This is a genomic window from Roseixanthobacter pseudopolyaromaticivorans, assembly GCF_043195145.2.
GTDB lineage: Bacteria > Pseudomonadota > Alphaproteobacteria > Rhizobiales > Xanthobacteraceae > NCEH01.
The window spans coordinates 2,158,116-2,182,738 of the sequence record NZ_CM195539.1 but is presented as its reverse complement, the minus strand read 5'-3'; the positions used below and the strand labels follow the sequence as shown (position 1 = coordinate 2,182,738).

The 24,623-nt window shown below is 64.5% G+C and carries 21 protein-coding genes, 1 tRNA gene and 1 pseudogene; 20 read left to right on the top strand and 3 right to left on the bottom strand.

Annotated features, from left to right (window positions below; all coding sequences use genetic code 11):
- The first annotated feature begins 47 nt into the window (after positions 1-47).
- From V5F68_RS10490 to V5F68_RS10455, 8 genes and pseudogenes are all read left to right on the top strand, one after another.
- A complete protein-coding gene (locus tag V5F68_RS10490; protein ID WP_394012485.1) occupies positions 48-197 on the top strand; it encodes a hypothetical protein in 150 nt (49 codons plus the stop codon).
- Positions 198-1,073: 876 nt separating this feature from the next.
- The gene (locus V5F68_RS10485; RefSeq protein WP_394012484.1) at positions 1,074-1,253 is read left to right on the top strand and encodes a hypothetical protein; all 180 of its coding nucleotides are present in this window, start codon (positions 1,074-1,076) and stop codon (positions 1,251-1,253) included.
- A 42-nt stretch (positions 1,254-1,295) separates the two neighbouring features.
- Positions 1,296-1,499: a hypothetical protein gene (locus V5F68_RS10480; RefSeq protein WP_394012483.1), complete on the top strand. Its 204-nt coding sequence runs from the start codon at positions 1,296-1,298 to the stop codon at positions 1,497-1,499.
- A 600-nt stretch (positions 1,500-2,099) separates the two neighbouring features.
- Positions 2,100-3,542 (top strand): hypothetical protein, encoded by a 1,443-nt coding sequence (locus V5F68_RS10475; RefSeq protein WP_394012482.1) that lies wholly within the window; start codon positions 2,100-2,102, stop codon positions 3,540-3,542.
- The gene (locus tag V5F68_RS10470) at positions 3,539-4,516 is read left to right on the top strand and encodes a hypothetical protein (RefSeq protein ID WP_394012481.1); all 978 of its coding nucleotides are present in this window, start codon (positions 3,539-3,541) and stop codon (positions 4,514-4,516) included. The genes V5F68_RS10475 and V5F68_RS10470 overlap by 4 nt, the downstream gene beginning before the upstream one ends.
- Positions 4,517-4,781: 265 nt before the next feature.
- Positions 4,782-5,063, top strand: a complete 282-nt coding sequence (locus V5F68_RS10465; RefSeq protein WP_394012480.1) for a hypothetical protein — start codon at positions 4,782-4,784, stop codon at positions 5,061-5,063.
- Between the two features lie 67 nt (positions 5,064-5,130).
- A complete protein-coding gene (locus V5F68_RS10460; RefSeq protein WP_394012479.1) occupies positions 5,131-5,502 on the top strand; it encodes a MarR family transcriptional regulator in 372 nt (123 codons plus the stop codon).
- A pseudogene (locus tag V5F68_RS10455) lies at positions 5,499-6,413 on the top strand (tyrosine-type recombinase/integrase); the annotation flags it as partial. The gene V5F68_RS10460 and the pseudogene V5F68_RS10455, both read left to right, overlap by 4 nt.
- 196 nt (positions 6,414-6,609) lie before the next feature.
- On the opposite strand, the gene V5F68_RS10450 reads toward V5F68_RS10455, so the two are convergent.
- Positions 6,610-6,683, bottom strand: a tRNA-Cys gene (locus tag V5F68_RS10450).
- Between the two features lie 220 nt (positions 6,684-6,903).
- On the opposite strand from V5F68_RS10450, the gene V5F68_RS10445 reads away from it, so the two are divergent.
- From V5F68_RS10445 to V5F68_RS10420, 6 genes are all read left to right on the top strand, one after another.
- Complete coding sequence (locus V5F68_RS10445; RefSeq protein ID WP_394012478.1) at positions 6,904-7,467, top strand: hypothetical protein; 564 nt, start codon at positions 6,904-6,906, stop codon at positions 7,465-7,467.
- 132 nt (positions 7,468-7,599) lie between these two features.
- Positions 7,600-8,271, top strand: coding sequence for a protein-L-isoaspartate O-methyltransferase family protein (locus V5F68_RS10440; RefSeq protein ID WP_394012477.1), 672 nt, complete (start codon positions 7,600-7,602; stop codon positions 8,269-8,271).
- Between the two features lie 160 nt (positions 8,272-8,431).
- On the top strand, positions 8,432-9,826 hold the full coding sequence (locus V5F68_RS10435; protein WP_394012476.1) for a TolC family outer membrane protein: 1,395 nt from the start codon (positions 8,432-8,434) through the stop codon (positions 9,824-9,826).
- Between the two features lie 167 nt (positions 9,827-9,993).
- Positions 9,994-10,875, top strand: a complete 882-nt coding sequence (locus V5F68_RS10430; RefSeq protein WP_394012475.1) for a DUF2497 domain-containing protein — start codon at positions 9,994-9,996, stop codon at positions 10,873-10,875.
- 126 nt (positions 10,876-11,001) lie between these two features.
- Positions 11,002-13,788, top strand: coding sequence for a valine--tRNA ligase (locus V5F68_RS10425; RefSeq protein ID WP_394012474.1), 2,787 nt, complete (start codon positions 11,002-11,004; stop codon positions 13,786-13,788).
- A 389-nt stretch (positions 13,789-14,177) separates the two neighbouring features.
- The gene (locus tag V5F68_RS10420) at positions 14,178-15,050 is read left to right on the top strand and encodes a tetratricopeptide repeat protein (RefSeq protein ID WP_394012473.1); all 873 of its coding nucleotides are present in this window, start codon (positions 14,178-14,180) and stop codon (positions 15,048-15,050) included.
- A gap of 72 nt (positions 15,051-15,122) precedes the next feature.
- On the opposite strand, the gene xth is transcribed toward V5F68_RS10420, so the two are convergent.
- Positions 15,123-15,911 (bottom strand): exodeoxyribonuclease III, encoded by a 789-nt coding sequence (xth, locus tag V5F68_RS10415; RefSeq protein ID WP_394012471.1) that lies wholly within the window; start codon positions 15,909-15,911, stop codon positions 15,123-15,125.
- Positions 15,912-16,041: 130 nt separating this feature from the next.
- On the opposite strand from xth, the gene V5F68_RS10410 reads away from it, so the two are divergent.
- From V5F68_RS10410 to V5F68_RS10395, 4 genes are all read left to right on the top strand, one after another.
- Positions 16,042-17,448: an MBOAT family O-acyltransferase gene (locus V5F68_RS10410; RefSeq protein ID WP_394012470.1), complete on the top strand. Its 1,407-nt coding sequence runs from the start codon at positions 16,042-16,044 to the stop codon at positions 17,446-17,448.
- A gap of 3 nt (positions 17,449-17,451) precedes the next feature.
- A complete protein-coding gene (locus V5F68_RS10405; RefSeq protein WP_394012469.1) occupies positions 17,452-18,585 on the top strand; it encodes an alginate O-acetyltransferase AlgX-related protein in 1,134 nt (377 codons plus the stop codon).
- Between the two features lie 153 nt (positions 18,586-18,738).
- Entirely contained in the window at positions 18,739-19,869 is a 1,131-nt protein-coding gene (locus tag V5F68_RS10400) for an alginate O-acetyltransferase AlgX-related protein (RefSeq protein WP_394012467.1), read from the top strand.
- A gap of 110 nt (positions 19,870-19,979) precedes the next feature.
- Complete coding sequence (locus V5F68_RS10395; RefSeq protein ID WP_394012466.1) at positions 19,980-21,122, top strand: acyltransferase family protein; 1,143 nt, start codon at positions 19,980-19,982, stop codon at positions 21,120-21,122.
- Between the two features lie 27 nt (positions 21,123-21,149).
- On the opposite strand, the gene erpA is transcribed toward V5F68_RS10395, so the two are convergent.
- Positions 21,150-21,524, bottom strand: coding sequence for an iron-sulfur cluster insertion protein ErpA (gene erpA, locus V5F68_RS10390; protein WP_394012465.1), 375 nt, complete (start codon positions 21,522-21,524; stop codon positions 21,150-21,152).
- Positions 21,525-21,604: 80 nt separating this feature from the next.
- Here erpA and V5F68_RS10385 point away from each other — a divergent pair, with 80 nt between their 5' ends.
- Together V5F68_RS10385 and argS are read left to right on the top strand one after the other, a co-directional pair.
- The gene (locus tag V5F68_RS10385; RefSeq protein WP_394012464.1) at positions 21,605-22,807 is read left to right on the top strand and encodes a deoxyguanosinetriphosphate triphosphohydrolase; all 1,203 of its coding nucleotides are present in this window, start codon (positions 21,605-21,607) and stop codon (positions 22,805-22,807) included.
- Between the two features lie 33 nt (positions 22,808-22,840).
- Positions 22,841-24,613 (top strand): arginine--tRNA ligase, encoded by a 1,773-nt coding sequence (gene argS, locus V5F68_RS10380; protein WP_394012463.1) that lies wholly within the window; start codon positions 22,841-22,843, stop codon positions 24,611-24,613.
- The last annotated feature ends 10 nt before the right edge of the window (positions 24,614-24,623 follow it).

Below are 24,623 nucleotides of genomic sequence, written 5' to 3'. Positions count from 1 at the left end.
CCTCCCGCCACTCACCACCCGAACCCCTGAAAGCAGGACACAGTGACATGACCGAGAAGCAGCGCAGCGACCTTGCGGACCTTTGGAATGGCGCCTTTGACTTCGAAACGGCGGCGGCAATGGTGGATATCCCTGACGCGGCGATGACCGAGGCGCGGGAGGCATGGGAGGAGTGGGAAGAGGCAATGGAGTGGTGAGGGGGAAACCCCGCACCCTGCTAGGGCACCATCGAAGGGCGGGACGCTCGCCCTTCCGTAGTGCGCTTGTGGACATGGCCACGACGCGAGAGTGAGGAGGAGGCCGCAGGGCGCAGGAGGATGCGCCGGCCATCTGGATAGGGTGAAGGTCGAGGAAACTTTTTCTGGATTGTACGCAAAAAGGGACTAGACATTCCTGCGTATCTCAGAATAGAGTGGTTTCCATCGAACGGGGACACGGCGCCGCAAGCTGATCTGGCCTAGAGGCCACGAAGACGCAAAGCAGCACAAAGAACCCGCTATAACGACACACACTAGAAACAGGGCGAACACCAAAGAACGACTTAAAGGCAAGCCCTAGGGCCGCACCTAGGGCACGGAATGACGGTCCGAAAACCGTCCGGCGCACATGCAGCACGAACCGTCTTGCAAGACGGGGGCGCCGTTAGCTTGGGAAGACGATAGGCCAAGCCCCTGCCATAGCGTGTCGGTGGTCCCATACACGGGATGCCTGCGAGAGATAGCGAGCGGCTTATGCCGTCGCCGAACCGGACGCGATGCGGACGGGAGGTGAGCGAAGGGTAACAGGTAGCGTGTGGGATGCATCAAAGCCGCTGACTCGCCTAGGACGCGAGAAGGTGGCCGGACTAGACGGGACGGGATTAGCACCCCGGAACGCTAGAGGAACCGGCTAGATGGTGAGGGACAGGACGTCCCCCAAACGGCACAAATATTTGAAAATGAACACAATCCCTATGCGGCGCCCGAACCTAGACACGATCTAGCGGGCGCCGCGCTGGGGATGCACAAGCGGCGTGACTGGCGCGGCTTCTGCATCCCCAACACTAGGAGGCGTGGATGGTGAGAGTTCACGGAATGGTTGATCTGTTTATCAGCCGGGACGGCGCGGAACGCCGCAAGGCCGATGTGGTGGCGCAGCGCAAGCTTGCCGCCGTTGCGGTCGAGCGGGCAACGCGCCGGGAGCCGGACGGGTGCGTGTCGCAGGGCTATGTGGTCATGATGAAAGAGCCGCTTGGCGCGTGGCAGTTTGCCTAAAATGTACGCGAAAGCGTATTAACGACAAACCAGGACAAAGACATGATCCTTGACTATGAGCGGTGCGGTCCGAAAGGCCGCGTCGAGTTCTTCGATTGCTACACGGGGCGGACTGTCTTCCGCCTCCCGGCTTGGCTCGCATGGGCTGCGCCTGTGGTGTGGCGGATGACCTACCGGCTGGTTCGGAATGTTCGGCCGCGCAAGGGCACCAAGCCCGCGATCGGCTGGGAAGGCTGGGAGGGCTGACGATGCAAGCAATCGTTACGCGCTTCCTGGTTCCGACCGACCACAACGGGCCCCGCGTCTCTGCGAGGGCGGCGGCGGGAAGCCTGTCGGTCCCGTGGGATCACGCCCTTAGCGCTCCCGGCAACTTCGCAGCGGCGGCACGCGCCCTTGCGGATCGGCAGGGCTGGGCAGGGCGATGGATCGGCGGCGGTATGCCGCTTGGAGATGGGGACGTCTTTGTCTGCGTGGACCGCGCGGAAGGCGAATTCCAGATTGAAGCAAAAGGCGAATAGCGCCAGCGCAGCACCGAGGGGCGACGGGTTCGCCCTTCCACGGTGCGCTTGCCGCCGGTGACGAACCGGCATCAGCCCCGCCCGCACCCGTAAGCCGCCACGCACGGCGGAACCCCCAAAGCGGAGCCTGTTCCATGATGAAAATCGTGGTGCGTGTCTCCGTCTCAATAAGCGGACGGGAAAGCAAAAGAGCCACTAGGGCCGTAGCAGCGGCAATCCTAGCGGCTCTCTTTTACTTCCTAGCTTAGAGACGGCCCCGTCCGGCTAGCAGGCTGGACGGGTGCCGAGGGGGAAATCCTAGCAAATTTCCTAGCTCGGAGAAATCCCCTTGTTCCAACTCGTTACCATCGCGGGCGGGGCGCCTGTCCCCGTGCTCGCGGCGGACGGGAAGCCGTTCGTTTTCGAAACAGGACGGGAGGCCGCAGAGGTCGCCCGAATGCTCACGGTAGAACGTGGGCATAAGGTACAGCCCCGCCCGATGCTTTCGGACGGCTCTTGGAAGGAGCGTGAGGCATCCCGCTTCGCGGACGGCACATATCAAGCCGTTCCGTGGGCAGACGCGCCGTGGTTTGCGGCGGAACCGTCTCCTGCGAAGGACCATTTCGTGCATGTCTCCAAGGACGTGCCGGGCATGGTCGCCTACACGGAGGATGCGGCGAAGGGCGCGGCGGATCGGCAGACGCGGGTGAAGGCTGGCGTCTATCTCCACCGCTATTTCGGCGAGGTCCTGTCGTCGGACGAAATCCGCGATATCGCGACCGAGTTCACGGCAGAGCGGGAGGACAACACGCTCCTCTTTGCGGCGACGGCGGACGATATCGAGCGCGTGTACACGACCGGACCCGAGTCGTGCATGGCGCACCCGTCCAGCAGCTACGAAAGCTCTATCCATCCTGTCCGCGTCTATGCCGCCGGCGACTTGCAGGTGGCCTATATCGAGCGGGGTGGCGACATCACGGCTCGCGCCCTGGTGTGGCCGAAGAAGAAGGCTGTCGGCCGCATCTATGGTGACGAAGCACGGCTCCTGCGGCTCCTGCGGCTGGCTGGCTATGGCTACCCTGACACCGAGTTGTTCGACGGCGCCCGGCTGCTCAGGATTGAGGAGCGCGGAACGTTCGTTGCGCCTTATCTGGACGGGGATTTGGAGGTGAACGACGGCGGTAAATTCCTGGTTATCACGTCAGGAAGTGGTGACGTTTGCTGCGGCCGAACGGACGGCTTCGCAGATGAGCCGGAGGAAGAGGGGCAGTATTGCAACCGCTGTGAGGAGCACCAGGACGAAGACGGTTTCCAGGAAGTCCGCTACCACACTTGGAATGGACGAACGACGACGACGGAATGGTGCGAGCATTGTTGCGACAATAGCACCTTCGTCTGCGACAGCACCGGCGAACGCTGGTGCGAAGATGACGCTGTCCTGATGGAGAACGGGGAAACCTGGAGCAAAGAGGCGTTCGAAGACGGTGGCTTCATCTGCGACGCCACCAGCGGGAATTACCCCAATGACGAGCGCGTCGAGCTGTCAGACGGCACGGTGTGGTGCAAAGGCCACTTCGACGAACACGGCTTCACCTGCCCCGACTGTGGCGAGAACTTCGCCCAGGACGACGGGGAGGAGATAGACGGCGTCTGGTACTGCACGGATTGCGCCGAAAAGCATCGCAGCACGGATGATGCTTCACCGGAAGCCCCTCCTGCTGCCAGCGAACCCACCGGCTTGTCCGGTTGGGATGCACTGCAAGCCCTGCTGGATGAAAGGACCAAGACATGACGCTCTCGACGCCTCGACCGGAGGCGGCGACGCTTCTCGCTATGCTCCGGTATCGCCGGCCAGCCAGCACCAAGACGGAGCGCTATTTCATCGAGCGGTTCATCGAGCCCCTTGGTGTCGAGCGCGACGCCTATGGCAACCTCACCAAGCGGATCGGCGACGCGCCGGTCCTGTGGTCCTGCCACACGGACACCGTGCACTCGCAGGGTGGAAAGCAGAAGCTTGCCATCGAAGGCAACATCGTCAAGGCGGACGGCGCGTCCAACTGCCTTGGCGCCGATTGCACGACTGGCGTCTGGCTCATGGCGGAGATGATAAAGGCCGGCAAACCGGGCCTCTACGTCTTCCACCGGGACGAGGAGATCGGCGGGCACGGCTCCAACCATATCGCCCACAAGACCCCCGAGCTTCTTGACGGCATCAAGATGGCCATCGCCTTCGACCGCTACGGCACGAAGAGCATCATCACGCACCAATGGGGCGGTCGGTGTTGCTCGGACGTGTTCGCCAAATCCCTGGGCGCCGAGCTGGGCCTGGGCATGGAGGCGGACGATGGCGGCAGCTTCACCGACACGGCAAATTACACAGACTTAGTCGGTGAATGCACCAACGTCTCGGTCGGCTACCTGCACCAGCACACCAAGCGGGAACAGCAGGACGTGGCATTCGCCCTGCGGCTGCTCGACGCGCTCCTGGCGCTCGACGTGTGGCGCATCCAGGTGTTCCGCCAGCCCGGCGATCCCGACCCCGATGAGGTCCACCGCTGGAAGGCGAAGGGAGGCACCCGCCAGCCCTGCTACACGGACTGGATGGATGACGTGTGGGGCCAGGAAGAGGCTCCGCCGCGCCGCAGCCACACCATTCTGTCTCTCGTGCGGGATCACCCCGACGAGATCGCCGATTGGCTGGAGGAGCACGGCATCGGCACGGCCGAGCTTCTGGAGGTGGTGCAGAGTCGGGGCGGGCCGTTCTAGCCAGCGCATGGCTGGTGTTCCCGGTATGTTCTTGACTCTGTCTGACACCATCATGTAGGTGCATATTCCTATAAGCCGCGCGGGTCGTAAGAATTAGATCTTAATCAGCAGGTGCCTTCCCGTTCGGTACAAGGTCGAGACAGGGATGGTACGCGGAGATGGATTAACCACAAATAAGGCTGGAATAAATCTGCCGCCAACGCTATGGAACAATCGCGTTGGTTTCCAAGATATTAACAAGTCAAATCTGTGAGGATCTGAGGATATGGCGAGTGCAGATGAGACGGGCGTATCCAGCAGAATGGTAACTCCTGACGGTTATGCGACGCTCGTTGGCTTTTTTCAGAAAACAGAGCCGTGGATGCTTGATGGCTCCGATGCGGCAATCCTTGACATACTCGACGATCAGGAGAGAGCGGTGAAGAAGGCCATCGAATGCGGGGTATTTATCTATTCTGGAGCATCAATCGACGTTGGGGGGATCAGACACCCGACCGTCGCATTCCCTGACGGGTTCCTCCGGGACCTCTATCCCGCCGTGCCTTAGCGGATCTTGATTGTCCGCCTTTGTGTGTGGTACGGCAAACTGAACACAACGAAGAGGCGGACAAAAAATGACAGGGACAAAGCAGGGGTTAGGAGAGGACGACAAGGCATACCTCGCAGTCCTCTCCGACATCCTAGAGCGGCTCAACGAAATTCACCCAGACATGACTGTGCGCACCGCAAGGGTGCTGCTGCAAATCGCCGACGTTGAGCCGATCCTACAGGCGGACCTCATTCGGCGGTACGGCTACGTCAAAACGACGCTCAACCGCATCATCTATCTGCTGACGGATCGCGGCGCACGAGGCGCGGGCGACGGGTTGAAGCTGGTGTTGAAGGAGTCCGGAGATAACGACCGGGACAAGCCCTTGCGCCTGTCGCCGCTTGGTCGGCGTCTCATCCACGACATGATCGACACAATCAAGAAGGCGGGTAAATGACGGTACGCGAGAAGGGCTCCAAGTTCATGGCCGACTTCATGGTTGGCGGCGTTCGCTACCGTGAGGTCTTTAACTCCCGCCTGGAGGCTGAGGCGTGGGAGCATCAAACAAAGGCGAACCTCAAGCTTGGCAAGCCCGTGGAGCGCAAGACGTACGCACCGGACGTGGCGGCGGGCGGCTTGGGAACCATGCGGGGCCTTCTGGGGCACGTCAGCCGCGTCCATTGGGCTAACCTCGCATCTCGGGTTGACCAGGAGCGCAACGCTGCTCGGTTCGTCAACTATGTGGGCTCCAACCTCCAGCCCTCATCTGGTTTCACCGTCGAGAACCTGGGCGGCTTCGTCTCTATGCTGCGTCGGGGGAAATGCTCAAACTCGACGATCAACCGCCACCTCTCTGCCGTGTCCAAGCTTGCCCGTGTGGCATATAGTGCTAAGCGCCTGCCTGAGATGCCGGAAATACCCTGGCAGAAGGAGGGGGCGGGGCGGACCCGATCATTCACGGTGGAAGAGGTGACTGCCATCGTCGAGACGGCTAGGTCCTGGGGCTACGACCCTGAGGCGGACCTGTTCCAGTTTCTTGTGGACACCGGTTGTCGCCTGGGTGAGTCGCTGAAAGTCCGCTGGGAGGATTTCTCCGAGGACCTATCCCGCGTCACGTTCTTCGGCGACATCACCAAGAACGACTCGGACCGAACCATCCCGCTCTTCCCGACCACCCAGACGGCGCTCAAGCGTCGCATGCTGCTGGCAGGGAGGATGGCGGGGCCGTTCCAGGAGATCAAGGGCGCCCGGCTGCGCAAGGTTTGGTACCGGGTGCGCAACACCCTGGATATCGGCGACGACGCAACCATCCACACCTTCCGACACACCAGGGCGACGTGGTTCGCGGCTCAGGGTCAGGACTTCTGGCGCATTCAGAAATGGATGGGGCATCGCTCACTAACCACCACGCGCCGGTACACCCACCTCGTGTCCAACGACCTCGACGTGATGGTCAATCCGTTGGTGTCGATGGCCGGCCGAGCGGTGACAAATAGTGGTGACAATCCGGGGACAAATGGTGTCACCGGTGACAATCAGCAGGGCGAGAAAACCCCGAGTATGCTGGAGGCCACGCCCGGAATCGAACCGGGGTGCACGGATTTGCAGTCCGCTGCGTAACCACTCCGCCACGTGGCCTCGTAGCGGCGCTAACTAAAGCAGTCGGCCCCGTCGGGCAAGGGGGCCCTGTGGGCAGCGTTGCATTGCACCCGTCCGGGCGGCCCGGCACCGCCTGCGGGAAAGGGCTGAGGGCGCGACGAGAAAGCTCAAGCTTGGCGCTTGCGCACCGGCTCCCCATACGGCAAGCCAGCTGTGTTCCGCCTCGCAGGAAGGCGGACGCTTTTGGGAGAATAAGCCCATGAATATGCGCAAACTCCTCACCGTCGGCGCGCTCGCTCTGCTGCCGACGCTCGCCCTAGCTGCCGATCCGATTCTCACCGTCGCCTTCGTGGTGAAGACGACGATCTCCGTCAAGGTGTCCGCCGTGGATGCCAAGACCCGCGTGATCACCCTTGAGGGCCCTGAAGGGAACTGGGTCACGGTGAAGGCCGGCGAGGAGATGCAGAACTTCCCGCAGATCAAGGTGGGCGACACCGTGACCGCCGGGATGGAGCAGGCGACCGAGATCCAGGTCGTACATCCCAACGACGGCACGCCGATCCCCACCGACGTGAAGACGCTGGACAGCGCCCCGGCCGGCGCGCGTCCCGGCGTGATCGTCACCGATCGCCGCGAGATCGCCGCCACCGTCACCGCGGTCTCGCTCGACACCCGCACGGTCACCGTGAAGGGCCCGGGCGGCAATTCGGTCGCGGTTCAGATTCCCGAGGGCAAGGACGAGTTCAAGAAGATCAAGGTGGGCGATCATGTGATCTTCCGTCAGATCACCGTCGCCGGCATTGCCGATACGGCAGCCAAGTGAGGCGCTGAAAACACCGCGAAATGCCGGGACGGAAGCCGCGAAGCCTGCGTCCCGGCGACTTGCAAAAGTGGCAGGTCTGTGGCTCTTGCAGGAAAGGGTTAAACCGTCACGGCAGCGGTCGGAGGGCCATAGATGATCGATTTCGCCGAATTGCGTCGCGGAATGGTGGACGGCCAGGTGCGCGCCAATGATGTGACCGATCCGCGGATCGTCAGCGCGATGCTGGAGATTCCGCGTGAGCGCTTCGTGCCCTCGGATCTGAAGTCGCTTGCCTATATCGACGACGATCTGGTCATCCGCCCGTCCCGCCCCGGTTCGCCCGCGCGGTATCTGGTGGAGCCGATGGTTCTGGCCAAGCTGCTTCAGCTGGCTGACATCCAGCCGGACGATCTGGTGCTCGATATCGCAGTCGGTACCGGATATTCGGCGGCGATTCTCGGGCGGCTGGCCGGGCAGGTGGTCGCGCTCGACGACGATGCGGAGCTGATCGCCGAATCGACCGCGATTCTCGCCGACCTCTCGGTGGCCAATGTCGCCGCCTTCCAGGGCCCGCTGACCGCCGGCTGGGCGCCCGAGGCGCCTTATGACGTGATCTTCATCAACGGATCGGTCGAAATCGTGCCCGAGGCACTGTTCGCCCAGCTCAAGGAAGGTGGCCGGCTCGTCACCGTGGTTGGCCGTGGCGGCGCCGGCCGTGCGGCGGTGTTCACCAAGGTGAACGGTGCCATGAGCGAGCGGGTGGTGTTCAACGCCGCCGTGCCGCCGCTGGCCGGCTTCGAAGCCCCGCCGCGCTTCACTTTCTGACCCACCTGTGGCGCATCTGCCGCGGTGGTTCGGAAAAGCGCCGACGGATCGAACCGGTCGGTTCCCTCCGACCGGACAGGCAGTTAAGGTCAGCTTAAGTTCCGCGCGTCAGGCGCCGCACTCTTTGTCGTGCGGCCTCGCGTCGGTCGGGGAGATATTCATGTCGCTTGCGACACATGTTCGCCGACGCATCCTTGTGCTGGCCGCTGCCACCGCCCTTAGTGCGACGGCTTGGTCTGCCACTGCGTCCGCCCAGACTCTCGAAGCCGCGTTGGCTGCCGCCTACATCAACAACCCGACCCTGAATTCGCAACGCGCCGGTACACGGGCGATCGACGAAAACGTGCCGCAGGCCCTGTCCGGCTATCGGCCGAACATTACGGCCGGCGTGAGCGCGGGCAGCGAATATGCGCGCTCCAAGGCGGCGGGTGTGAGCACCACGGGTTCGCTCGTTCCGCGATCCGCCAACCTGACGGTCACGCAGACCATCTTCAACGGATTTCTCACCGCCAACACGACGCGTAACGCCGAATCGCAGGTGAGGGGCCAGCGCGAGCTGCTGCGCAACACCGAGCAGAGCGTGCTTCTGAACGGCGTGACTGCGTTCATGGACGTGATCCAGGGCATCGCGCTCCTGGAACTGCAGCAGCAGAACCTGGCGGCCCTCAACCAGGAACTGCGCGCGACCCGCGACCGCTTCAACGTGGGTGAGGTGACCCGCACGGACGTGGCCCAGGCCGAAGCCCGCGTCGCCAGCGCCCAATATCAGGTGGCGCAGGCGATCGCGAACCTCTCCTCCTATCGCGCGGTCTACCATCAGGTGATCGGCGTGGAGCCGGGCAAGCTGGTGCCGCCCTCCACCGCCGTGGAGCGCCGCCTGCCGGCCAAACTCGACGGCGTCATCGGCGCGGGACTGACGCAGAACCCGGCGATCCTCGCCTCGCAATTCGCGGTGGATGCCGCGAACTTCAAGGTCCGCATGGCGGAAGGCGGCCTCGCGCCGAACCTGAACGTGCAGGGCCAGGTGCTGCAATCCTACGACCAGAGCCAGGCCGTGGATTCGAACTTCGGCGCGGCGGTGACGCTCAACCTGTCGGTTCCGATCTACCAGGGTGGCGCGGAATATTCCGCCATCCGGCAGGCCAAGGAATATCTCTCCCAGGCCCGCATTGAGGTGGATGTGAACCGCGACGCGGTGCGCACCCAGGGCGTGCAATATTGGGGCGCGCTCGAAGCCGCCAAGGCGCAGATCGAAGCGGCGCAATCGCAGGTGGCCGCCAATACGCTCGCCCTCGAAGGCGTCCGCGAGGAATGGCGCGTCGGCCAGCGCACCACCACCGACGTGCTGAACGCGCAGACCGACCTCACCAATTCCAAGTCGGCCCTGGTTCAGGCGCAGCGCGACCGGGTGGTCGCTGCCTATTCGCTGGTCTCGGTGATCGGCAAGCTGGATGCGCTCTCGCTGGGCCTCAAGGTTCCGGTCTACGACCCGAAGGTGCACTATCAGCAGGTTCGCGACAGCTGGTTCGGGCTGCGCACGCCCGACGGAAAATGAGCCGGATGCGCCGGCGCACTTGATCGCCGGCGCGCGTCGTGATGCCATGTTGAAAGATAGGTGCGATTCTGGCGTCCCTGATCAATCGTAGCGTTGCGCGCGGTTTGAAGGACGTCTTCGGCCGAGGTCGAGACATGTCCGCAAACCCGAAGCCGCAAGAGCCCTCCATGGATGAGATCCTGGCCTCCATCCGCCGGATCATCTCCGACGATGATACGCCCGCCCGGCGCGAGGCCGCGACGCCCGCGAAGGATGTTCCGCCCCGCCGCGGGCTTGGCGACGACACGCGTTTCGCCCCGACCGCCCGGCCGGAGCCGCCCCGTCGCGGCGAGTCGGCAGGTCGCCCGGAGGCCTCCCGGCCCGACGCCGCGCGCCAGGATATGTCCCGTCAGGAGCCTGCGCGTCACGAACCCACCCGGGCAGACGCTTATCGGCAGGACGCGCGCGCCGAAAATTCCCGGCAGGATGCCTATGGCGCCGAGAACGCCCGGCCCATGGCTGCGCGCCCGCAGCCGCCTCGGGAAACCGTCGCGGCGCACGAGAGCGCCGCGCGTGATTCCTTGGACCGCGATCCCTTTGCCGAGCCAGTATCGCTCGGCCTCGACCGCTACGATGATCCGGCCAGCGGTTGGGATGAGACCGGTGGCGCGGCCTCCATGCCGTATCGCGAGGATGAGGACATGGCTGATTATCCCGCTTCCGGTGTCGCCCCGCGGGCGCCCGTCTCCCAGCCGGCACAGCCCGCGCCGGCGCGTGCCGACGGCGTGACCCGCCCGACCGCCGCGCGTGCGGCGGATGGAGCGGCGCGCCCGTTCGGCGACGCCCCGCGCCGCAAGGATCTGCTTTCTCCCGCTGTCGATGCGGCGGTGGCGGCGGCTTTCGAATCTCTTGGCGACATGGTGCTGCCCACCCACGAGCGCACGGTGGAGGATCTGGTGAAGGAGATCCTGCGGCCGATGCTGAAGGAATGGCTGGATGCCAACCTTCCCGACATCGTCGAGCGCCTCGTGCGCGCGGAAATCGAGCGTGTGTCGCGCACCGCGCGCTGACCTCTCGCGTACCCCGGAATTGCCCCTTGTGCGGCGGCCCCGTTGACGGCGGGGCCGCCGTACGGCTTTAAGGCGCACGTCTCAAGATCACGATGCCGGGCGCGGCGCGCCCGTGGAGCTTTGCGCATGCTGGAAAAAGTGTTCGACCCCGCCGCCGTGGAAACGCGCATCTCGGCCGCTTGGGAAGAGGCGCAGGCGTTCCGGTGCGGGCGACCCGAGCGCAAGGACGCGCCCGGCTTTTCCATCGTCATTCCGCCGCCGAACGTCACCGGCTCGCTGCACATGGGCCACGCGCTCAACAACACGCTGCAGGACGTGCTGGCGCGCTATGAGCGCATGCGCGGCAAGGACGTGCTCTGGCAGCCGGGCACCGACCATGCGGGCATCGCCACCCAGATGGTGGTGGAGCGCCAGCTGGCCCAGCGCCAGGAGCCGGGTCGCCGCGAGATGGGCCGCGCCGCCTTCATCGAGCGCGTGTGGGCCTGGAAGGAAGAATCCGGCGGCACCATCGTCAACCAGCTGAAGCGCCTCGGCGCCTCCTGCGACTGGTCGCGCGAGCGCTTCACCATGGACGAGGGGCTCTCCCGCGCCGTGCTGAAGGTGTTCGTGGAACTGCACCGCGCGGGCTTGATCTACAAGGACAAGCGCCTCGTCAATTGGGACCCCAAGCTCGTCACGGCGATTTCGGACCTGGAGGTCCAGCCGATCGAGACCAAGGGCAACCTCTGGCACCTGCGCTATCCGGTGGAGGGCGAGGACGGCCGCTTCATCGTGGTCGCCACCACGCGCCCCGAGACCATGCTGGGCGACACGGCGGTCGCGGTGCATCCCGAGGACGAGCGCTATGCCGACCTCGTCGGCAAGTTCGTCATCCTGCCGCTGGTCGGCCGGCGCATTCCCATCGTGGCAGATGAGTATTCCGATCCCGAGAAGGGCTCGGGCGCGGTGAAGATCACCCCGGCGCACGATTTCAACGATTTCGAGGTGGGCCGCCGGCATCATCTGCCGATGATCAACATCCTGGACGCCGAGGCGCGCATCGACGTGTCGGGCATCCAGGATGATTTCGCCGCCCGCCGCGAGGCCTATGTGGACGATCCCGATTTCGGCGGCGTGCTCACCCTGCTGAACGGCACCGACCGCTTCGTCGCGCGCAAGCAGATCGTCGAGCTGCTGACCAATCTGGAGTTGCTGGAAAAGGTGGAGCCGCATCCGCACGTGGTGCCGCACGGCGACCGCTCGGGCGTGGTGATCGAGCCCTGGCTCACCGACCAATGGTATGTGGACGCCAAGACGCTGGCCCAGCCGGCGCTCGCCGCCGTGCGGGAAGGGCGCACCGGCTTCGTGCCGAAGAATTGGGAAAAGACCTATTTTGAATGGCTGGAGAACATCCAGCCCTGGTGCGTCTCGCGCCAACTCTGGTGGGGCCACCAGATTCCGGCCTGGTACGACCCGTTCGGCAATGTGTTCGTGGAACTGGACGAAGACCGGGCGTTTGAGGCCGCGCTGGCCAAGAACGTGGCCGCCGAAAACCTCACCGGCGAGGAAGCGCAGGCGCTGATCGACGACGCGGAGAAGCGCGCCGCCTTCCTCACCCGCGACGAAGACGTGCTGGACACCTGGTTCTCCTCCGCGCTCTGGCCCTTCTCCACCATGGGCTGGCCGGACGAGACGCCGGAGCTCGCCAAGTTCTACCCGACCTCGGTCCTGGTGACGGGCTTCGACATCATCTTCTTCTGGGTCGCCCGGATGATGATGATGGGCCTGCACTTCATGCCCGACGTGCCGTTCAAGGACATCTATATCCACGCCCTCGTCCGTGACGAGAAGGGCGCGAAGATGTCGAAGTCCAAGGGCAACGTCATCGACCCGCTGGATCTTATCGACCAGTACGGCGCCGATGCCCTGCGCTTCACGCTCGCCGCCATGGCCGCCCAGGGGCGCGACATCAAGCTCGCCACCTCGCGCGTCGAGGGCTACCGCAATTTCGCGACCAAGCTGTGGAACGCGGTGCGCTTCGCCCAGATGAACGGCTGCGAGCGGGTGGAAGGGTTCGATCCCGCGAAGGTGGACGGCACGCTCAACCGCTGGATCATCGGCGAGGCCGCCCGTGCCACGGCCGAGCTTGAGGCGGCGCTTGCCGCCTATCGCTTCAACGATGCTGCCGGCGCGGTCTATCGCTTCATCTGGAACGTGTTCTGCGACTGGCACCTGGAACTGGCCAAGCCCGTCCTCGCCGGCCCCGATGGGGCGGGCAAGAGCGAGACGCGGGCCACCACCGCCTTCGTGCTCGATGTGGCGCTGAAGCTGCTGCATCCCTTCATGCCGTTCCTCACCGAGGAATTGTGGGCGCGCACGGGCGAGCAGGGACCAGCGCGCGAAGGGCTTCTCGCCCTCGCCCCCTGGCCCGACCTCTCCGGCCTGGAAGCGCCCGATGCGGAGGCCGAAGTGGGCTGGGCGGTGGATCTCATCACCGAGGTCCGCTCCGTGCGCGCGGAGATGAACGTGCCCGCGGGCGCACAGGTGCCGCTGGTGCTGGTTGAAGCTTCCGCCGCCACCCAATTGCGCGCCAAGGTGTGGGATGATGCCATTCGCCGTCTGGCGCGCCTCTCCGACATCACGCTCGCCGATGTCATGCCGGGCGAGTCCGTGCAGATGGTGGTGCGCGGGGAAGTGGCGGCCTTGCCGCTCGCCGGCATCGTCGATCTCGCCGAAGAACTGACGCGTCTGCGCAAGGAAGAAGGCAAGCTCGACCAGGAAGTGGCGCGGATCGACGGCAAGCTCTCGAACGCCTCGTTCGTCGCGCGGGCGCCCGAGGAGGTGGTTGAGGCCGAGCGCGAGAAGCGTGAGGAATATCTCGCGCGGAAGGAGAAAGTGCTCTCCGCCATCGCGCAATTGTCGCGCACCGCCTGAGCCCGGCTCCGGCCCGGCGCGCCCGGGCCGGCACTGTGACAGCCAAGCAACACTCGGAAGCATTCAAACCGCCAACCGCGCACGCGGCCCATTGCGCCGTGAAGCCGCCACAAAACGGCGTGTAATCGAACGCCTGCACGTGGCGCGTTCAGTTGCTTGGAAAGTCTTCCCGGCTGCCACGTCGAGGGTGATCCCGGATGACAGGGCATAAGGCCGTCTGCGGTCTATCGATTGCGGCAGAAGCGCAGGGGCGCCCAGGAGAATCCTCGGCTTGGCCTTGGCTCGGCCCCGATCTCGCCCCCACGTCATGGCACCTTTCCTCAATCATGGTTAGCAAGAGCCGCTCCCTGCTGAAGCGTCGCGCGTCCCACATGGGGCGCGGCGGTTGCATGTCCCGGCCCGCGAAACGGCCCTATCGGGAAACGTTTGCGGCCGCGCTGCTGCTGTGCGGCGTGCTGGCGAGCCCCGCGCTCGCGTTCGACGGCAATGCCCAGTCCGATCACACCGTGCCCGAGCAATTGACCCCGCCGGCCGATGTGCCCGGCACCCCCGGCGTGCGGCCGGTGGACGAGGCGTTCCGCTCCGGGGCGCAGGCGCTGAGGCTCGGCCAGACGGCCAAGGGCGTGGATGCGCTGCGCTATGCTGCTGACCAGGGGCACCCCGCCGCCCAATGGAAGCTCGGCCGCATGTATGCCGATGGCGACGGCGTGAAGCGCGACGACATCAAGGCGTTCGAATATTTCAGCCGGGTCGCCAACAGCCATGCCGAGGATTATCCCGGCACCGCTCAGGCCCGGTTCGTGGCGAGCGCTTTCGTGGCGCTCGGCAGCTATTATCTCCAGGGCATTCCCAATTCCTCGGTGCGCCGGGACCCGGGGCGCGCCCGCGACATGTATTCCTATGCCGCATCCTATTTCGGGGATTCGGAAGCCCAGTATCGGCTCGGCAAGATGTATCTGGACGGTGTCGGCGCGCCGCGCGATCCGCGCCAAGCCGCCCGCTGGCTCATCCTGTCGTCCCAGAAGGGGCAATATGAAGCCCAGGCCCTGCTCGGCAACATGCTGTTCCGGGGCGATGAGGGCATCAGCCGGCAGGGCGCTCGCGGCCTGATGTGGCTGACCCTCGCCCGCGACGGCGCCGCCGCCCCGCAGGACAAATGGGTGGTCGAACTCTACGAGGACGCCTTCGCCGAGGCGACACCCGAGGAGCGCCAGCAGGCGCTGCAATATCTCGAGCAATGGCTGAAGACCGCGCAGCGCTGAGGCGGCGCGTCGGTTGGAAGGGCAGGGCAGGGCGATTTCGTCTCGGCTCCCGGCCCCGAGCCTGCGGCGCGCTCAGGCCGCGATCTTGAGATCCACCCACACCGGCACGTGATCGGACGGCTTTTCCCAGGCCCGCACATGCTTGTCGATGCCCGCGGCGAGCAACTTGTCGGCCGCCTGGGGCGACAGAAGCAGATGATCGATGCGGATGCCGAGGTCGCGCTGGAAGGCGCCGGCCTGATAATCCCAGAAGCTGTAGAGCTTGGCGGAATCCGAGGTGGCCCGTACCGCATCCACCAGCCCGAGGTGGATGAGCGCGCGAAACGCCTCGCGCGTCGGCGGCAGGAACAGGGCGTCATTGACCCAGGCGGCGGGGTCCGCCGCATCGGCCTCGCTTGGAATCACATTGAAATCGCCGCACAGCAGCAGCGGCTCCTCCAGGGCGAGCCGGTCGGCGGCAAACGCGTGCAGGCGCTCCATGAAGTTGAGCTTGTAGGGATATTTCTCCGTGCCGACCGGGTTGCCGTTTGGCAGATAAATGCAGCACACGCGCACGGCACCGCCTTTGGTGGAGACCACGGCTTCGATGAAGCGGGCCTGCACATCCTCGTCATTGCCCGCGAGCCCGTGGGTCACGTCCTCGAGCGGCAGCTTGGAGAGCATGGCCACGCCATTGAAGGTCTTCTGCCCATGCACGGAGACGTTATAGCCGAGCGCCTCGAACGGCTCGCGCGGGAAGGCCTCGGTCTGGCACTTGATCTCCTGAAGGCACACGACGTCCGGCTGCGCCTCGCTGAGCCAGCGCACCGCATGGTCGAGACGCTGGCGGATGGAATTGACGTTCCAGGTGGCGATACGCATCGGTCACACTCCCGAGAGAATAGGCAGGATAGTGCAGAGCTGCCGTCGCGCAAACCAGGATTGAGGCTTGCCTGACGCGCGAAAGGATGCCATTTCGGACCTCTTCTCGTGACCCGCCGGCCCCGATCGTATGACCTTCGCATCCATTCAGTTTCTATTCTATTTTCTTCCGCTCTTTCTGCTGCTGTATTTTTCGGCGAAGCAGATCAAGACGAAGAATTTCATTTTCGTCGTCTTTTCGCTCATCTTCTATTCGGTCGGCTATACACCGCACCTTTTGATTCTGCTGTTTTCAATCACGGTGAATTATTATGTCGCCTTGGCGGTTGATCGCAACGAGGGCGAGCGCCGTAAGCGGCTCCTCATTCTTGGCGTGATTTTCAACGTCCTGATGCTCGGGTTTTTCAAGTATACCGGCTTTTTGATCGAGAACCTTGATTTCCTTCTGCATCCGCTTGGCATCTATATCGTCAATCCGAATATTTCCCTACCTCTCGGCATCTCGTTTTATTCATTCCACGCCATTTCCTACATCGCGGATATCTACAAGGGTCGCGTGCGCGCCAATCGCAACCCGTGGGAATTCGTTCTCTACATGACCATGTTCCCGCAGTTGGTCGCGGGTCCGATCGTGCGGTATTCGCTGGTTGCGCACCAATTGTCGGATCGGCGCACCACCTGGGGCCGCTTTTCAGCCGGCGCGCGGCTGTTCGCGCTCGGCCTCGCTTGGAAGGTGCTGATCGCCGACGAGGTGGCGCGCATGGTGGATGCCGTGTTCGACGGCACGTCCAACCCGACGCTCCTGGAGGCGTGGACCGGCGTCTATGCCTACGCGATCCAGATCTATTTCGATTTCGGCGGCTATTCCGCCATGGCGGTGGGCCTCGGCGTGATGGTGGGCTTCACCCTGCCGCGCAACTTCCGCATCCCCTACGCGGCGCTGAGCATTACCGACTTCTGGCGCCGCTGGCACATGAGCCTGTCCTCCTGGCTGCGCGATTACGTTTACATCACGCTCGGCGGCAATCGGCGCGGCGTCGGGCGCACTTATGCCAATCTCTGGGCGGTGTTCCTGCTCTGCGGCCTCTGGCATGGGGCAAGCTGGAACTTCGTGATCTGGGGCGCCCATCATGGCGCCTTCCTGGTGATCGAGCGCGCCGGGCTCGGTAAGGTGCTCAAGCGCATGCCGGCGGCGTTCGCCCATATCTACACGCTGCTGGCGGTGTTCCTGGGCTGGGTCTGGTTCCGCGCGGAGACCTTTGAGGGCGCCATCGCCATGTTCCAGGGCCTGTTCGGCTTCAATGGCGTGGGCGGATACAGCGTGGCGTTCGGCTTCGGGCTTTATCCGCTGTCCATCGCCGCTTTGGTGGTGGGCGGCATTATCGGCCTGTGGAAGTGGCCGCGCATCCGCTGGTCGCCCGCTATGAAACCCCTGCTCGCAGTGGGCGATTATGTGATGATCGCGCTTCTGATGCTCTTCAGCGTGGTGTGGATCGGCGGCGGAATGGGCACGCCGTTCCTCTATTATCGGTTCTGAGGCATGGCGCTGCTGGTCTCCTATCGCCGCTACATGGGTGCCCTGGTGATGGGCATCCTGACGCTGCTGCTGACGTCCAATCTCATTCCCGATCCGCTGGGCTTCCACACCTGGCGCGGCCTGCCGCGGGAAGGGGCCGGTTTCTTCGAGCGCTTCCACGGCAATCTGCGCAGCTTCGGCTTCTATCTTCAGGATAATTTCGGCTTCCGCGCCTCCATGCCGGTGGTCCGCCGGACCCTGCGGGATTCAGTGTGGTCGCCGGACACCACGACCCTCTACATCGGACCCAACGGGCAGATGTTCTGGTCAGGCGAGCGTGCGCCGGAACAGACGGCGGGGCAGTTGTACCGCGTGCATGCCGTGGAGCGGTTCGTCGCGCTCATGAAGGCGATGCAGGACCGCCTGCCGCACACCAAGATCGTGGTGGCCATTCCGCCCAACGCCCAGACGGTGGACGTGAACGATCTGCCCACCTGGTACAAATATGTGCGTCCGCGCCCGACCGAATATTCGCTCATGTTGGCGGACCTTCAGAAGGACGGCATTACCGCCGTGGACCTGCGCGCGGTGCTGAAAGCCGCCCCGGGCGTGCGCCATTACCTGCCCAACGACACCCATTGGACCCATCTGAGCGCGGCCATCGCGTTCAATGCCACCATGGCGGCGGCGGGGCATCCCGACTGGCAGGTGGATCTGAACAAGGCAGTGGGGCCGATGGAGCCGATCCCGCAAGGCGATCTTGCGCGCCTGCTGCGGATCAAGACGCCCCTGGCCGATGAGAACCAGCGCCTCAATTTCGATCCGGCCTGGGTCAAGCAGCCCCATCCGGCGCTGCGGCTGAAGACGGAATCGCGCCAGTTCACCCCCTATGCGATCCGCTTCCGTGACAGCGGGCCGCGCGTGCTGGTGGTGGGCGATTCCTACACCGCCACCCAATGGCCCGGCCTGTTCGGCTTTACTCCGGTGGCCGAGGTGGGCTGGATGCACTTCAGCCGGTTCTCCTCCGGCGCCTGCGATTTCGATTTCGCCGATATCCGGGATTTCAATCCCGACGTCCTCATCATCGCGCGCACCGAGCGGCTGTTTCCGTGCCTGAAGAATAAATGGCCGGATAACCTGCCGGCGCCGCCCGAATGAGGCGGTTTACACAGTGGGAAACACTGTTTGCATTCAGAAACCAGAGGATTGTTGATCTTCGTGCCGATGATGGCCCATGTGAATTGAGGCTTCGGAGACCGCGCTGCGCGGCTTCGGCGCCGGCCCCCTGATCCGTGAATGTGAGGCTTTGGCTTGCTCGTCTCGTATCGCCGCTACATGGGCATCCTGGTCATGGGTATCCTTGTGGCCCTCCTGCTGAGCAATGTGGTGCCGGACCCTCTCGGGCGCCGCATCTGGCGCGGCGGCGCCAAGCCCGATGCCGGCTGGTTCGGCCGCATGCACGGGCAGCTTCAGGCTGCCGGCCTCTATCTCCAGGACAATTTCGGCTTCCGCGCCACCATGCCGATCGCCCGCCGCGAGCTGCGCAACGCGGTCAATTCGCCCGACACCAAGAATGTCTATTTCGGGCGCAACGGGCAGATGTTCTGGTCCGGCCAGCGCGCGCCCGAGCAATCGGCGGGGCAATTGGTGCGCACCGGCGCGGTGGATCGCTTCGTGGAACTGATGGTGAGCCTGCACTCTCATCTCGCGCCCCATGGCGTGAAGATGGTGGTGGCGCTGCCGCCCAATGCGCAATCCGTGGACACGGATAATCTGCCCGCATGGCAGGATCGCCTGCCCAAGAAAACGACCGAATACACCCTTATGCTCCAAGGGCTTGCCAAAGCCGGGATCACGGCGGTGGACCTGCGTCAGGTGCTCAAGGCCTCGCCCGACTCGCGCCGCTATCTGCCCAATGACACCCATTGGAACAGCCTGAGCGCCGTCCTGGCCTTCAACGCCACCGTTGCCGCCGCCGGGCATCCGGACTGGCAGCTTGACGTGAACAAGGTGGTCGGGCCGCTGCAGCCCATGCCGGTGGGCGATCTCGCGCGCACCTTGCGCCTCACGCCCCCGTTGCCGGACTTGAACTACGAGCTGCGGCTGCCGCCCGGCATCAAGAAGGAGCCGGACCCGGCCCTGCGCCTCCAGCATGAGGCGCGCGGTTTCAACGGCTATGTCATCCGTTATCGCAAGGAAGGCCCGCGGGTGCTCGTGGTCGGCGATTCCTACACGGTGGACATCTGGCCCGCTCTGTTCGGCTATACCCCTGTGTCTGAAGCCGGGTGGATGCATTTCAGCCGCACCACGTTCGGCGCCTGCGATTTCGATTATGCGGACATCTATAATTTCAAGCCGGACCTGCTGATCATCGCCCGCACCGAACGCATGTTCGCCTGCCAGAACGGCGACTGGCCGCTGCACCTGAAAAGCCCGGACTAAACGGCGCGGCGGATTTTTCGCGGCGCCGCTGCTGCGGTGGCGTGTTTGATGCTAGGAGCTTGCCGGGGCGCACGGACAGAATCGCCGGGCGGTGAGACAGCGGGGCGGGCGTGGACGGGAAGACGGCACAGGTTTCCTCCGCGCCGGAGCGATCGGGCGGGCCGCTGTCGGGCCACGCGCTCAATACCAATATCCAGGGTGCGCGCGGCTTGTTCTGCGCCATGATCTTCTTCTACCACGTCATCAATTCGGCGCTCCCGGCGCCGCAGGTGGTCACCTCGGGCCCGCTGCATTTCGCCCTGATGAGCCTCTCCCACTCGGTCGAATTGTTCTTCGGCATCAGCGGCATCGTCATCATCGGCTCGCTGCATCGCTCGCGCAGCGCCGCCGCCTTCCTGTGGAACCGCGCGACCCGGATCTTCCCGGTGCTGTGGGTCACGGTGGTGATCTTCCTGGCCATGAACATCGCCAGCGGACGCCCGGAGGGCGTGCCGCCCATGGACCTGATCGCCGCGCTGCCCGCAAACCTCCTGGCCATGCCGCCGGTGGTCCCGGTGCCGCTCATTCATCCGGCTGCATGGTCGCTGAGCTACGAATTCGGCTTCTATCTCGTTTGCGCCTCGGGCTTTGCGCTGTGTGCGCTCATGGGCCGCTGGGGCTATGCGCTGCCGATCGCGGCTGCGGCGCCGCTGCTGTGGATCCATACGCCGGCGCTGATGTTCATTCCCGGCGTGCTCGTGGCGCTGAACGCGGTGCCCCCCATCGCCCGCTGGATCGGGATGCGCTTTTCCCTGGTGGCGCTGGTGGCCTTCCTGGCGGTCTGGCACACGGTGATCGAGATCGCCGCGACGAAGAAGCTGACGCTGCTGGCCTTCCTCACGTTCGCCGACTGGCGCAGCGTGCTGATGCCGCTCTCGCTGCTGCTCGCCTATATCCTGTTCATCGGCATGTCGTCGGGGGCCGGCGTGCTCGGCCGCATCCTGCGGACGCCGGCCATGCTGTGGATGGGCACCATCAGCTACAGCTTCTATCTGTGGCATCCCATCGCCATGGCCTTCGTGAAGCTTGGCCTTTACAAATCCGGCCTGGTGACGCTGGCGGGGAACTGGTCCATGCCCATGTTCTTCGTATGCGCGCTGCCGCCGAGCCTCGCGCTCGCCTGGGCGAGCCAGAGGGTGCTGGAGGTGCGTGTCACCAATTGGCTGCGCCGCCGGAACGCGCGCCCTCCGGCAGCTGCCGTGAACGAGGCATAAGCGCGCCTGCTCAGACGCGCGTCGGGGTCAGAGCGAAAAGCTGGTGCCGCAGCCGCAGGAAGAGGTGGCCTGCGGATTGTCGATCTTGAACGACGCGCCGATCAGATCGTCGACGAAATCCAGGCGCGAGCCCACGAGATAGTCGAGCGAAACCTTGTCCACCAGGATTGTGGCGCCCTCGCGCTCGATCACAAGGTCCTCGCTGTCGCGAGTCTGCGTGACATCGAAGCGGTACTGGAAGCCGGAGCAGCCGCCACCTTCCACGCTGACCCGCAATGCGCTTTCCGGCGCTTCGGAGGCAAGGATTTGCGCAACCCGGCGGGCCGCGCTGTCGGTTACGACAAAGGGGCCTGGGGCGGGGAGGGAAGAAGAAGCGGTCTGCGGTGTCACGGCGCTGGACATGGCGGCCTTCGACGGTTGATCAGTGTTCGACATGATAGTTAAGTGCGGCCGCGCTTAAATTAAAGGGCATAGGGGTGGTAATGGCGGTTTTGGGATCGACCCCGCGCGTATCCTACGCCTCTGACCCCCTGCGTTCCCGCGGCCGGCTGCATCCCGAGCCGGAGGGCAGCCGCAATGTGTTCCGCCGCGATTGCGACCGCGTCATCCATTCCACAGCCTTCCGCCGGCTGAAGCACAAGACCCAGGTCTTCGTGTTTCATGAAGGCGATCATTTCCGCACCCGCCTCACCCACACGCTGGAAGTGGTTCAGGTGGCCCGCTCGATCGCCCGGGCATTGGGGCTCGACGAGGATCTCGCGGAGGTGCTGGGCCTGGCCCACGATCTCGGCCATCCCCCTTTCGCCCATGCCGGAGAGCGGGCGCTGGACACCTGCCTGCACGCCCACGGCGGGTTCGATCACAACGCCCAGTCCCTGCGCATGGTCACGCGCCTGGAACGGCGATATGCGGCCTTCGACGGCCTCAATCTTACGTGGGAGACGTTGGAAGGCATCGTCAAGCACAATGGTCCGATGACCGACCGGCAGGGCAGGGGAATCGGCCGCTATGCGGCCGGCGTGCCCCATGCGGTGAACGTTCATTCCGCCGCACAGGATCTGGAATTGTGGAGCCATGCCGGCCCGGAGGCACAGGCGGCCGCGCTCGCCGACGACATCGCCTATGACGTCCACGATATCGACGACGGTTTGCGCGCCGGCCTGTTCGCGCTGGAGGATCTTGCCGCCCTGCCGCTGGTGGGCGATGCCCTCGCGGAGGTCCGCGCGCTCTGGCCGGGGCTCGATCGCAATCGCACCGCCTATGAGATGATGCGCCGGATCATCACCCGCTTCATCGAGGATGTGGTGTGCGAGACCGACCGGCGGGCCGTGGCGGCGGGCGTCGCCAGTGTCGAGGATGTCCGGGCGCTCGGCCTGCCGCTGGTGGGCTTTTCCGCAGAGGTGCAGGCGGCCGAGGTGGCGATCAAGGGATTTTTATTCCCGCGCATGTACCACCACGAACGCGTCAACCGCATCATGGACGACGCCGCGCAGGTGGTGCGCGACCTGTTCGCCCATTTCCTCAGCGCCCCCGATGACATGCCGGCCGACTGGCGGCGCGACATCGACCCCTCCGACACCCCCCGCCTGATCCGCCGCGTCGCCGACTATATCGCCGGCATGACCGACCGTTACGCCCTGGACCAGCACGCCCGCTACTTTGACTTGACGCCGGATTTGCGTTAGGCGCCCCGTGCTCTCACCACATTGGAATGCCCCATGAACGTCTACGCGATCTTCGCCGATCACGTGCGAGAAGCCGTCGCCGAGCTTGCCCGCCAGGGTCAGTTGGGGGAAGGCCGCACGCCCGAGGGTCTCGATCTCGGCCGCATCGTGGTGGAGCCGCCGCGCGACCCGACCCATGGCGATCTCGCCACCAACGCCGCCATGGTGCTGGCAAAGGACGCCGGCATGAAGCCGCGCGACCTCGCCGAACGCATCGCCGCCCAGCTTGCGCATGTGCCGCGCGTGGCCAAGGTGGACGTGGCCGGGCCCGGCTTCATCAATATGACTCTGGACGCGGCATTCTGGCCGGTCGTCCTCGCCGCCATCCTGCGCGCGGGTCCGAACTTCGGCCGTTCCACGATGGGCGGCAACGTGCCAGTGAACGTGGAATATGTCTCCGCGAACCCCACCGGGCCCATGCATGTGGGCCATTGCCGGGGCGCGGTGTTCGGCGATGCCCTTGCCAGTCTGCTTGGCTTTGCCGGGTATAAGGTGACGCGGGAATATTACATCAACGACGCTGGCGCGCAGGTGGATGTGCTCGCCCGCTCCGTGTTCCTGCGCTATCGCGAGGCGGCTACCGGCGAACCGGCGGAGATCCCCGACGGCCTCTATCCCGGCGACTATCTCGTGCCGGTGGGACGGGAACTGGCCGAGATGCACGGCGGCGCTTTCGTGGAGGCGCCCGAGAGCGAATGGCTCCCGATGTTCCGCAGCTTCGCCATCGGCGCCATGATGGTGATGATCCGCGAGGATCTGGCCGCGCTCGGCATCGAATTCGATGTGTTCTTCTCGGAGCGCTCGCTGACCGTGGGTGTTGACCGTGTCGGCCTGATGATCGAGCAGCTGCGCCGCTCGGGCGAGGTGTATCAGGGGCGCTTGCCGCCACCCAAGGGGGCGCCGATCGAGGATTGGGAGGATCGCGAGCAGAGCCTCTTCCGCTCCACCGCCTTCGGCGACGATGTGGACCGCCCGCTGGTGAAGTCAGACGGCAGCTATACGTATTTCGCCGGCGACATCGCCTATCACAAGGACAAGTTCGACCGCGGCTTCAACCGCATGATCGACGTGTGGGGCGCCGACCACGGCGGCTACGTCAAGCGCATGCAGGCCGCCGTGAAAGCGGTGACCGGCAATCAGGCGAGCCTGGACGTGGAATTGTGCCAGCTGGTGCGGCTTTATCGCAATGGCGAGCCGGTGCGCATGTCGAAGCGTGCGGGGTCCTTCGTCACCCTTCGCGAGGTGGTGGACGAGGTGGGCCGCGATGCGGTGCGCTTCATGATGTTGTTCCGCAAGAATGACGCGCCGCTGGACTTCGACCTCGCCAAGGTGATCGAGCAGTCTCGCGAAAACCCCGTCTTCTATGTGCAGTATGCGCACGCCCGCGCCCATTCGATCCTGCGCAAAGCCAAAGAACAGATTGCATCTTTGCCGGAAACGGCGGAAGTTTATGCCCATGCGCCGCTGGAGCGGCTGGACGATCCGGGAGAATTGGGTCTACTCGCGCGCCTTGCCGCTTGGCCGCGCCTCGTTGAACAGGCCGCCGCCGCGCGCGAACCCCATCGGATCGCCTTTTATTTGCACGATTTGGCCAGCGATTTTCACGGGCAGTGGAATCGCGGAAATGAATTGCCACATTTACGCTTCATTATGGAGAATGATCGAGAATTGACCTTAGCACGTCTGGCACTGGTTCACGGCGTGGCTGCGGTGCTCGCCTCCGGGCTGTTGGTACTAGGGGTTGAGGCCGTTCAGGAATTGAAGTGACCGCGTCGTC